The organism is Paenibacillus sp. sgz302191 (genome assembly GCF_057749925.1).
On record NZ_JBYLHY010000136.1, the window covers coordinates 1 to 251 of the forward strand.

Sequence of the window (251 nt, forward strand, 5' to 3'; positions counted from 1 at the left end):
GGTGAAATTTTAATACCTGTGAAGATGCAGGTTACCCGCGACAAGACGGAAAGACCCCATGGAGCTTTACTGCAGCTTGATATTGGACTTTGGTACGATCTGTACAGGATAGGTGGGAGCCGTAGAAGCCTGAGCGCCAGCTTGGGTGGAGGCGCCGTTGGGATACCACCCTGATCGTATCGGAGTTCTAACCTGGGCCCCTAAGCGGGGTCGGGGACAGTGTCAGGTGGGCAGTTTGACTGGGGCGGTCG

General features: G+C 56.2%; 1 rRNA gene. It reads left to right on the forward strand.

The annotated features are described in order from the left end of the window. Positions 1 to 251 (forward strand): 23S ribosomal RNA (locus AC3G2T_RS38940); the annotation flags it as partial.